This is a genomic window from Streptomyces sp. NPDC006510 (assembly GCF_040611955.1).
Taxonomy (GTDB): Bacteria; Actinomycetota; Actinomycetes; order Streptomycetales; family Streptomycetaceae; genus Streptomyces.
Map to the genome: position 1 here is coordinate 1 of NZ_JBEXPH010000245.1, position 10,341 is coordinate 10,341.

General features: G+C 67.4%; 8 protein-coding genes and 1 pseudogene. 4 read left to right on the plus strand and 5 right to left on the minus strand.

Features of this window, described 5'->3' with window-relative positions:
- Positions 1 to 111: 111 nt before the first annotated feature.
- Positions 112 to 2,154 carry an NPCBM/NEW2 domain-containing protein gene (locus ABZY11_RS39190; protein ID WP_356483745.1) on the minus strand — a complete coding sequence of 681 codons (2,043 nt, stop codon included), beginning with the start codon at positions 2,152 to 2,154 and terminating at the stop codon, positions 112 to 114.
- A 267-nt stretch (positions 2,155 to 2,421) separates the two neighbouring features.
- On the opposite strand from ABZY11_RS39190, the gene ABZY11_RS39195 reads away from it, so the two are divergent.
- From ABZY11_RS39195 to ABZY11_RS39205, 3 genes are read left to right on the plus strand one after another with little or no spacing between them, the layout of a single operon-like run.
- Positions 2,422 to 3,711 carry an ABC transporter substrate-binding protein gene (locus tag ABZY11_RS39195; RefSeq protein ID WP_356483750.1) on the plus strand — a complete coding sequence of 430 codons (1,290 nt, stop codon included), beginning with the start codon at positions 2,422 to 2,424 and terminating at the stop codon, positions 3,709 to 3,711.
- Between the two features lie 46 nt (positions 3,712 to 3,757).
- Complete coding sequence (locus ABZY11_RS39200; protein ID WP_356483746.1) at positions 3,758 to 4,672, plus strand: sugar ABC transporter permease; 915 nt, start codon at positions 3,758 to 3,760, stop codon at positions 4,670 to 4,672.
- Entirely contained in the window at positions 4,669 to 5,592 is a 924-nt protein-coding gene (locus ABZY11_RS39205; RefSeq protein WP_356483747.1) for a carbohydrate ABC transporter permease, read from the plus strand. The genes ABZY11_RS39200 and ABZY11_RS39205 overlap by 4 nt, the downstream gene beginning before the upstream one ends.
- Positions 5,593 to 5,620: 28 nt before the next feature.
- On the opposite strand, the gene ABZY11_RS39210 is transcribed toward ABZY11_RS39205, so the two are convergent.
- On the minus strand, positions 5,621 to 6,139 hold the full coding sequence (locus ABZY11_RS39210; RefSeq protein ID WP_356483748.1) for an excalibur calcium-binding domain-containing protein: 519 nt from the start codon (positions 6,137 to 6,139) through the stop codon (positions 5,621 to 5,623).
- Between the two features lie 181 nt (positions 6,140 to 6,320).
- Positions 6,321 to 6,497 carry a hypothetical protein gene (locus ABZY11_RS39215; RefSeq protein ID WP_177328097.1) on the minus strand — a complete coding sequence of 59 codons (177 nt, stop codon included), beginning with the start codon at positions 6,495 to 6,497 and terminating at the stop codon, positions 6,321 to 6,323.
- Between the two features lie 508 nt (positions 6,498 to 7,005).
- On the opposite strand from ABZY11_RS39215, the gene ABZY11_RS39220 reads away from it, so the two are divergent.
- On the plus strand, positions 7,006 to 7,530 hold the full coding sequence (locus ABZY11_RS39220) for a hypothetical protein (RefSeq protein ID WP_266424997.1): 525 nt from the start codon (positions 7,006 to 7,008) through the stop codon (positions 7,528 to 7,530).
- 48 nt (positions 7,531 to 7,578) lie between these two features.
- Here the strand turns inward: ABZY11_RS39220 and ABZY11_RS39225 are convergent.
- Both ABZY11_RS39225 and ABZY11_RS39230 read right to left on the minus strand, forming a co-directional pair.
- Positions 7,579 to 8,783: pseudogene (locus tag ABZY11_RS39225) on the minus strand (IS110 family transposase).
- A 602-nt stretch (positions 8,784 to 9,385) separates the two neighbouring features.
- A partial coding sequence (locus ABZY11_RS39230; RefSeq protein ID WP_356483749.1) for an ISAs1 family transposase occupies positions 9,386 to 10,341 on the minus strand: 956 nt, incomplete at its 5' end.

A 10,341-nucleotide genomic window follows, 5' to 3' on the forward strand; every position in this document is an offset into this window, starting at 1 on the left:
CCGGTCAGCCCCCGGCGCAACGCACGAACGGCGCCGGGCGGGTTCCGGGGCGATGTCCTGGAGCCCGCCCGGCGGCCGGACGAGCGGCGTCGCCGCCACCGCGACCCCTGGTCAGCAGGTGATCCGCAGGTCCGCCCAGTCCGCGTGGTCGGAATCGATGCCGTCCCCGGCGTCGGTGACCACCAGGCGTACCACCTGCGCACCGCTCACATCCGCGGCGACCGGCTGGGCGGGCATCGCGTTGGTCAGAACACCGGTCGCCGCCACCTTCGTACCGTCGGCCCAGATCTCGAAGGCGACGGTCCCCGCGGCGCCCTTCTCGTCGTCGACCCCGACCTGTGCCGTCACGGTGCCGCACGCCCCGCCGGTGTAGAACTCGACGGCGCTGTCGGCGTGCACGCCGAGGCCCTTGGTGAAGACCGTGCCGCCGATGGTCAGCGGATTCCCGTCGCCCGCACCGCTCTCACCATTGCTGGTGTCCCTCTCGACCGGGCCCCAGCCGTTGGTGGCGGAGAGCTGCGGCAGATCACTCAGGTAGCCGGCGCCCGTCGGTGGCGCGACCACCACATGGGCCCGGAGCGGAACCGTGGACCGTACCCGCGTCCCGGTCGGTGAGCGGTACTGGGCGGAGAATGCCAGGTCGTACGCGCCGGTGGGGGTGCCCGCGGGGGCCGTCACCTGCCAGCGGGTGGTCAGGGACCGGCCGGTCGGCAGAGTCGGTGAACCGGTCGGCGACACCGCCTTCACCCGCCAGCCCGAGGGGCCGGTGAGCAGCGCCGAGACCTCCCTGGCGGGGGTACGGCCCAGATCGGTGACCGTCGTGGTGAGCGTGGCGGTGCGTCCGGCCTCGATCAACGGGCTGGATTCCAGGCCGAGTTCCACCGCGGGCGGCTGCGTGGCCCATGTGCCGTCGGCGGCGATCCGCAGCAGTACCGTCCCGTGCGCCGGGACGGTCGCCGCCACGGTGCCCGCTGTGTTGTACGACCTGTGCTCCCACAGGTCGCGCATCGTGTACCCGTCGGCCTTCGGCAGCCCCACTTCCTCGGCCGTCGTCGCGATGCGCTGTGCGCTGCCGGTCTCGTTGAACAGGGCGACGACGCGGCTGCCGTCCTGCATCTCCTTGGCGACCACCCAGCGCCCGCCGGCGGAGGAGAGCACGGTGCCCTGCTTGCCGAGCGGGTCCTGATCAACCGCGATGACCTCGTGGTTGGAGAGGATCTCGAAGGTCTCCGCGCTCGCCCTGCGCAGATCGGAACCGATGAGCAGCGGCGCCGCCATCACGGACCACATGGAGAAGTGGGTGCGGTACTCGGTGTCCGTCATGCCGCCGTTGCCGACCTCCAACATGTCGGGGTCGTTCCAGTGTCCGGGCCCGGCAGCGGCCGCGAGGGGCAGGTTCTGCTTCATGATCGACAGCATGCTGCCCCAGCTGTCGTTGATGTCGCCGGTCGTGCGCCAGAGGTTGCCGAGCTCGCCGGCCCACTCCCAGGGCTTGTTCTCGCCCCATTCGCAGATGCTGTAGACGATGGGCCGGCCGGTCGCCGCCAGCGCGTCCCGCATCGTCGTATAGCGTTTCTTCGCGTCGACGCCCAGGTTGTTGCAGTTGTCGTACTTCAGATAGTCGATGCCCCAGTCCGCGAATTGCTGTGCGTCGCTGTACTCGTGGCCCAGCGCGCCCGGGAGGCCCACACTGTCGCAGGTCTTGGTTCCGGCGCTGGTGTAGATGCCGATTTTGAGGCCCTTGGAGTGGACATAGTCCGCGACGGCCTTGATCCCGTTCGGGAAGCGCTGCGGATCGGCCTCCAGTTTTCCCTCCGCATTGCGCTGAGGCTTCGCCCAGCAGTCGTCGAGATTGACGTACTGGTACCCCGCGTCCTTGAGGCCCTTCTCGACAAAGATGTCGGCGATGCCCTTGACCATCGACTCGTCGAACTCGGCCCGGCAGTGCGTCGAGTTCCAATTGTTGAAACCCATCGGCGGGGTGAGCGCAAGGCCGTTTCCGGACTGCGGAGTCACGGTGTGAGCGGGTGCGGGAGCAGGCGAGTCCGCGGCGGCGGGAACGGTCGCCCCCGCGGCGCACAGCAGCCCGGCCATCAGCGCTCCGATGACTCCACGATGGCTGGTTCGGGTTGTACGGGTTGGAAGATGACGCATCGTTACGTTCCTCCGCACTCGTCCATGATCGGATGACAGCATGTGCACGCCAAGGCGTGCGATTACGTTAGAGCGTGTTGAAGTCTGTTGGAAGGGGGCGGCGGCGGTTGTCCCGACATCTCGTCAAACCCCTTGACGACACCACCACTTGGGGGTGAGATCCAATCGCACGTTCGGTTGTGTTGGGTTGCATCTCCGGAGGAGTTGGGCATGACGCAGTCTGATTACGGCAGGTCCGGTGTGCCGGGCAGCGTCGCAGGACATCGGATGTCCAGGCGAAGTCTGCTGCGCGGTGCGGCCGTTGGTGCAGGGGCGGTGGCGGTACCGGCTCTGCTCACCGCCTGCGGGGGCGGCCCCGGTGGCGACGGGAAGACGATCACCCTGGGGTCCAATTCCTCCGACCCGATTCCGAAGAAGGCCTTCGCCGACGCCTTCGCCGCGTACGAGGCTCAGTCGGACGGGCGGAAGGTGAAGGTCAACACCGTCGACCACAACACCTTTCAGGAGAACATCAACCGGTATCTGCAGGGCAAGCCGGACGATGTCTTCATGTGGTTCGCCGGCAACCGGATGCAGTTCTTCGCCGAGAAGGGACTGCTGCACGACATCAGTGACAACTGGCAGGACTACAAAGGCTTTTCGCCCGCGCTGAAGGCCCAGTCCACCGGGGCGGACGGCAAGCAGTACCTCACGCCGTACTACTACTATCCGTGGGCCGTCTTCCATCGCAAGAGCCTGTTCGCCGACCGCGGTTATCAGGCACCGAGGACGCTCGACGAGTACGTGGCGCTCGCCAGGCAGATGAAGAAGGACAAGCTGGACCCCATCGCATTCTGCGACAAGGACGGCTGGCCCGCCATGGGCACCTTCGACTACATCGACATGCGGACCAACGGCTACGAATTCCACAAGAGCCTGATGGCGGGCGAGGTGGCCTGGACCGACAGGCGGGTCAGGGAGGTCTTCGACACCTGGCGTCGGCTCCTCCCGTACTGCCAGCAGGGTGCCAACGGCCGTACCTGGCAGGAGGCCGCCAACAGCCTCCAGAAGAAGGAGGCCGGCATGGCCGTCTTCGGACTGCCGCACCCCGGCGCCCAGTTCCCCAAGGGTGAACAGAGCGACATCGACTTCTTCCCCTTCCCGGTGATCAACCCGGAGCACGGGCAGGACGCGGTCGAGGCACCCATCGACGGCTTCCTGCTGGCCAAGAAGTCGAAGAACCTCAAGAACAAGAAGACCCTGGAGAGCGCCAAGGACCTGCTCAAGTGGCTGGCCACCGGGAAGGCGGAGGACATCTACCTCAAGAGCGACCCGAACAACATCGCGGTCAGCGACCAGGCCGACATCTCCGCGTACTCACCCCTCCAGAAGAAGGCCGTGGAGCTGGTCTCCGGGGCGAAGCAGATCTCCCAGTTCCTGGACCGGGACACCAGGCCGGACTTCTCCTCCACGGTCATGATCCCGGCGATCCAGAAGTTCATCAGCGACCCGAACGACATCGACGGCCTGGTCAACGACATCGAACGGCAGAAGAAGACCATCTTCGCCGCCGACTGAACCCGGACGACCTCGATGGCATCCCACTGAATCTGGAGTACCGACCGTGTCGTTCATCCCGGCCCGGCGCACCGGACGGCGGGTCTCGCGGCGGTTCACCGGCCGCGACCTCGTCGTACTCGGTGTGCTGCTCGGCATACCCGTCCTGCTCGACATCGCCATCGTCTGGGGACCGACCCTCGCCTCCGTGTTGCTCTCCTTCACCGGTTGGGACGGCATCGGCGACATCAAGTGGGTCGGTACGCAGAACTACGAGAACCTCTTCACCAACTACCCGCAGTTCTGGCCCGCGGCCCGGCACAATCTGCTCTGGCTCGCCTTCCTCGGCCTGGTCGCCGCACCGTTCGGACTGCTGCTGGCCGTGCTCATCGACCGGGGGGTGCGCTTCAGCCGCTTCTACCAGTCGACGCTGTACATGCCCGTGGTGCTGTCGCTCGCCGTGGTCGGATTCATCGCCCAACTGGTCTTCTCCCGCGACCAGGGCGCCCTCAACGCGGTCATCGGGGACACGGGTTCACCGACGGACTGGCTCGGCGACCCGGACCTCAACATCTGGATGGTCCTGCTCGCCGCCGCCTGGCGGCACACCGGCTATGTGATGATCCTCTACCTCGCCGGGCTGAAGGCCGTGGACCCCTCGCTCAAGGAGGCCGCGGCGATCGACGGGGCGGGCGAGGCCCAGACCTTCTTCCGGATCGTCCTGCCCACCCTGCGGCCGGTCAATGTCATCGTCGGCGTCATCACCGTCATCGAGTCCCTGCGCGCCTTCGACATCGTGTACGCCGTCAACCACGGGCGCAACGGACTCGAACTGCTCTCGGTGCTCGTCACCGACAACATCATCGGTGAGGCCAGTCGGATCGGCTTCGGCTCCGCCATCGCCGTGGTCCTGCTGGCCGTCTCCCTGGGATTCGTCGTGACGTACCTGGTCCAGGAGCTCCGAGGGGAGAAGAACCGTTGACCGTCCAAGCCGCCCCCGCCCGTCCCGCCGCACCACCGGCGCCGCCGGCTGCCACCGGCCGGCGCCGGACCCGCCCCGGCCGGATTGGCGTCCACGCCTTTCTGATGGCGGTCTCGCTCGCCTTCCTCGCCCCGCTCCTGCTCGCGGTGTACGCCTCGCTGCGGCCGTACGACGAGACCTCGGAGCACGGCTACTTCTCGCTGCCGCGCCGTCTCTCCCTGGACTATTACCGGCAGGCGTTCTCCGACTCCGGCATGACGAAGTACTTCGTCAACACCATGGTCATCGCGGTCCCGGGGGTGCTGGTCACCCTCTTCCTCGCCTCGTTCGTGGCCTTCGCGCTGGCGCGCCTGAAGATGCGCGGCGGGCTCGTCCTGCTGATGCTCTTCACCGCCGGGAACCTGCTGCCGCAGCAGGTGATCGTGACGCCCCTGTACGTCGTCTTCAACCGCATCCCGTTGCCCTACTGGATGTCCGACTCGATGACGATGTTCGACTCGTACTGGGCCGTCGTCGCCGTCCAGATCGGTTTCCAGCTCGGCTTCTGCGTCTTCGTCCTGGCGAACTTCATGCGCACCCTCCCGCAGGAGATCCTGGAGGCCGCCGTCGTCGACGGCGCGGGCGTCTGGACCCAGTACTGGCGGATCACCCTGCCCCTGTGCCGCCCGGCCCTGGCCGCGCTCGGCACGCTCCAGTTCACCTGGATGTACAACGACTTCCTGTGGGCGCTGGTCTTCATGTCCGACGGCGACAAGCTCCCGATCACCTCGGCGCTGAACAACCTCAGGGGTCAGTTCTTCACCGACTACAACCTGCTCGCCGCGGGTTCGGTGATCGTCGCCCTGCCCACGCTCGTGGTCTTCCTGCTGCTTCAGCGCCACTTCATCGCGGGCCTCACCCTGGGCTCCAGCAAGGGGTAGGGGCGCTGCGGCCGCCGCCGGAGGGCGGCTACTCGCAGGCGACACCGTCCCCGTCCCGGTCGAGATGGCGCCCGTAGCCGGGTTCTCCCGCGTGGATGGGTGCGGCGTCGGCCGCGCGCACGGCGGAGCAGTTGGCGTAGTACGTACTGCTGCTGCCGCCCGAGCCGGATCCACCGGACGTGCCGGCATCCTCGGCGGCGGGCGTGACCGTCACCCTGACAGTTCGGGTCTTCGTGACGGTCGGCACCGGCTCCGGGCTCGCGGTCACCGTCTCGGCGACCGACGGCTCCGGGGTGGCCGTCACCGTGGCTGTCGCCGTCACCGTCGCGGACGGCGCGGCCTTCGCATCGGCCGTCTTCTCGGTCCTGGCGGGATCGTCCGCGCCACCGATGCCCACGCCGAGGAGGAAGAGGACGACGGCGGCCGGGATCAGGATCCGCTTCCGGGTCCACTTCGGGCGACGCTCCGGCGGAGCGGGCACACCGTACGGGTTGTTGCCGGGCGGTTGGGGCGGCTGCCCCCACGGCGGCTGCTGACTCTGTGACATACGTCCCCCCTGGTGCGGTTCATGGAGGGATGACCGTAACGGCCCCGGATCAGTACCCCGGAGCCACTTGATCCGTTGGTGATGGAATCGTGATGACGAAGTGGAGACCGGGTGGCTCTTCCGGAGCCGCCCCCGACCCGTCCGATCGAGCAGGACCCGGTTCCGGCCACGGGCCCCGGCCTCAGCGGCCCCGGTCCGGCGACTGCTGCGGAACGACCACCAGGAACGCGTCCTGTTCCAGATCCATCACCACCTCGGCCGCGACGCCCTCGCAGCGGCGGGCCGCCGCGAACTCCTCCGCAGGCCAACTGCCCCGTGGCCCTCCTGCGGGAAACTGTTCAAGTACTGTGCGGCGCACACTGCACCCCCTGGTCTTCGGTGAGGCGTGTCCGCTCCAACGACGTTCCAGCTTCCCCGTTACGGCCCTGCGCACGGCCGGACGCATGCGAACGGACGCCTGCCATGGGCATCGGGCGGTTCCGTTCGGGGAACAGGCATCGTCACAGCCGGGTTTTCGCGGCAGGGTGTTGCGGGCAAGCCACAGGGGGCTATGGAAGAGGGGGAACCGTGATCGTCTGGATCAACGGTGAATCCCAGGAAGCTCCTGCTCAGCTGCTGACCTGGTGAAACCTCTTGCGGGTATCTAGCCTAAGTTAGCTTGAGCTAGCTCCATTCAGCCCTGATGGGCAAGATCTTTCTCCCATTCGTCTCCCATTGGGGCAAGGGGCGACCCCTGGCGTTAGTGTGACTTCCAGCGATGGATGTCACCTTCCAGCGATTATTGTCACCGGTGGGTGCACGGGTCACACGGAGTGTGACTGATTCCCAATGATTCTTGTCAACCAGCGAGCCGTAAGGTGCGGCCCATGGACTCGTTGATCTCTGCCGTCCGCGAACAGGACGAAGCTGCCCGTTTTCTCGCTTGGCCGGGTGACTTCGACCTGGACCGAGGCGACCATGTCGAGGAAGTCCACCTAGCCTCGGGCGCCGCGCTCGAGGGTTTCGCCGGCGACGGCGCTGGGGGCACGTACTTCTTCTGCGGTGAAGGCGGCGAGGAACGTCCAATCCTTTATGCCGACTCCGAAGGAGGTGCGGCTCTGGTTGCGATCGGCCTGCCCGAGCTCCTGCGGCTGCTGCTGGTCGCCCCGTGGTGGCGCGACTGCCAAGCGTTCACAGACGAGGAAAGTCGCGAACTCGCGGCCGAGTACCTGGAGGACATGCCGGACCTCGTGGCCCGAAGAGAGCGTGCCGCCGCAGCCCTCGGCCTCGACCTTCCGGACCAAGCAGACGTCCTGGCTCGCTTGCGGGAGGCGGCTGTTCGGGTGGGAGAGAACTTCGTCCTCATCTTCACGCCGGAGGGTTGCCCCTACGAGCCTCTCATCAGGAACTGAGACGCACCGCGGCAGCAGGCAGCACGTGACGTCCCAAGACAACAGGGATCAGCCCACGGCGAGACCGCGCTGAGGTGGCTGGGCCTCAAAAGTTCGCTGATCGCGTATGAGGGCCCACAGCACGTCGAGGCGTCGGCGGGCGAGGGCGAGGATCGCCTGTTTGTGGCTCTTGCCCTCGGCTCGCTTGCGGTCGTAGAAGGCCTTGGACGTGGGGCAGAAGCGCGCGGCGACCTGGGCGGAGAGGTAGAACACACGCAAGAGCCGGCGGTGGTAGCGGTGTGGTCGACGCATGTTGCCGCTGATCCGGCCTGAGTCCCGTGGGACCGGTGCGAGACCGGCGACTCCGGCGAGGCGCCCCGCACTGCCGAAGGCGTCCATGTCCCCGCCGGTGCAGGCGATGAACTCCGCCCCAGCAACGGGCCCATTCCGGGCATGCTGACGATCACTTCCGCGTCGCGATGTTCACGGAAGCGGGCCGCGATCTGCAGGTCGATGCCGGTGATCTCCTCGTCCAGCGCCAGCACGGCCTCGGCCAGGGTGCGGACCACAGCTGCAGCTGTGGTCTCCCCGACGACAGCTGTGTGCTGGGCCTGTGCCGCGGCGACGGCTGCGTCCGCCAGGGCCTGGGTGCCACGCACCTTGCGGTTCTTCAACCAGCTTGACAGCCGGTTCGTACCGATCCGGCGCAGGGCCGCCGGCGTCTGGTAACCGGTCAGCAGGACGAGGGCACCCTTGGATGCGGCGTAGTCGAACGCCCTCTCCAGAGCCGGGAAGTACTCCAGCAGCTGGGCCCGCAGTCGGTTGATGGCCCGGGTGCGGTCGGCTGCCAGGTCATAGCGGCGAGCGGTGAGGATCTTCAGGTCCACCGCAATCTCGTCCCAGTCCTGCAAAGGCTGCAGGTCACGGCGCATCCGTGCCTGGTCGGCGATGACGTAGGCGTCCTTGGCGTCGGTCTTGCCGTCGCCTCGGTAGCTGCGGGAGGCGTGGTGAACGGTGCGGCCAGGGATATAGAGAAGCCGTTGGCCATGACTGGTGAGCAATGCGATCAGCAGGGCGGCTCCGCCCGCGTTCAGGTCAACGGCCCAAGTCACCGGCTCATCCTCAGCCAGTGCGAGGACGTCGCCTATCAGCTCCAGCAGCTCAGCCTCGTTGTTCGGTACTCGGCGCGAGAGCACCTTCGTCCCGTCCGTGTCGATCACCGTGCAGTGATGCGAGGCCTTGCCGGCATCCGTCCCCGCCCAGAGCTCGGGCACCCGAGCCTCCCTCGTCGATCGGTTGATGGCCCTGCAGACGACCACGCCGACGTGTCCTTACGAAGCGATCTTTGTTCGCTCATCCCAATGAGTGGCCGTGTCGTCGCGGGGCACTGGGCGATCAGTCAAAGCCACACGTTCGGCATGAGCGCTTTCAGCCACACCCAGGCCCCTGGGTCTCCCGATCGTACGAAGGACCGGAATCAACCCGCCAACAAGGTAAGGAGTGTTTCGCTCACGGCCGTGCGGACCAGCCAGTAACCGCAGCGAGCGTTCCGTTCTTCCGGCGAGCGGCCGCAGCCCAGAATGCATGTTGCGCACCGCTCGGATTCGCAGCCTTCCGACCGCACCTGACACTCCGCATGACGAAGTGGGTGGAGCCCACCATCCGGCGGGAGCCCCCTTGTGCACCGTGGACCGCTGCTCAGAGCCCAGGTCTCCTCATGTCTGGGAACGACCCGGCCTGTTGTAGAAGTGTGCGTTCTCGCCTTTTACCCAGGGCCACAAGCGCGCCCGCTTCGCCATGTCGGAGGAGCCACCAGCCACCCACTCGCGGCACGGCCCCGGCGTTGTTCTGCTCTGTCCGGTTTCGTGATGGTTGATTAGATGTTGTAGACGGCGAAAGTGTCCTCGTGGTGGAGCAGGTCCCGGCGGGCGTGGGCGATGTTGGCTCGTCCGGCGAGGCGGATCGTGCTGATGGCCAGGTTGCGGAAGCTGGCCATCGCCCGCGGAGCCGTACCGGTCCTGACCTGGGAATTGTCCTCGTGGAAGGTGACGTCCCGAACCCAGTGGATCTTGTTCTCGATGCCCCAGTGCGCCCGCTCGTAGTGGTTGAGCTGGGCGGGGCCGGCAAGAGCGGACGGGAGGCTGGTGACGCCGAAGACGATTTCCTTACCGGTCCAGGTGCCGTCCAGGCCGCCTGTGTCGCGGCGCAGGCGGAAGACCTGTCCCGCGGCGGGGAAGAGGGCGTCGTCGGCTTGGGCGGTGCGGATCGTGCGGCGTTCGGTGCGCCCGTGCCCACGGTCGTCCTCGGCCACGGTGGTCTCGGTCCACTCGGCGTCGGTGCCGGCCAGAAGAGCTTGGGCGGCGGAGCGGGCCAGCGGCTGGTTCCCCTTCAGGATCAGGACATAGTGGGCGTCGAGCTGGTCCGTGATCAGGCGGGCGGTCTTCTTCGTGGTGTGTAGCGCGTCCAGGGTGAGCACCCAGCTGGTCAGGGCACGTTGGGTCAGCAGGGTGCGGACCGCCTCGCCCTCACCGCGCTTGTCCGGAACCTGGGTCTGGCCGAGGACCGCGCCGCTGGCGTGGGCGACCGCCCCGACCAGGAAGACCCGTCCCGATTCGGTGCGGGCGCCGGTCAGGGCCTTGCCGTCGAGAGCGGCGGCGGGCGGCAGCCCGGCCGGCGCCGGGTGCTCGGCCGCCCGTTGCAGGGCGCGGCGCTGTTCGCGCTCGACCGGCCCCGGGGTGCGCGGGATCTCGGGCGCTGGTGCCGTTCCGGCCGCGACTTCGGTGACGTATGCACAGGTCGCTGTGTCCAGGGCGTCGGCGTTCAGGTCGGCGA

Coding starts and splice junctions, on each gene's coding strand:
- ABZY11_RS39190 (WP_356483745.1), bottom strand. CDS start 2,154: ATGCGTCATCTTCCAACCCGTACAACCCGAACCAGCCATCGTGGAGTC.
- ABZY11_RS39195 (WP_356483750.1), top strand. CDS start 2,422: ATGTCCAGGCGAAGTCTGCTGCGCGGTGCGGCCGTTGGTGCAGGGGCG.
- ABZY11_RS39210 (WP_356483748.1), bottom strand. CDS start 6,139: ATGTCACAGAGTCAGCAGCCGCCGTGGGGGCAGCCGCCCCAACCGCCC.
- ABZY11_RS39220 (WP_266424997.1), top strand. CDS start 7,006: ATGGACTCGTTGATCTCTGCCGTCCGCGAACAGGACGAAGCTGCCCGT.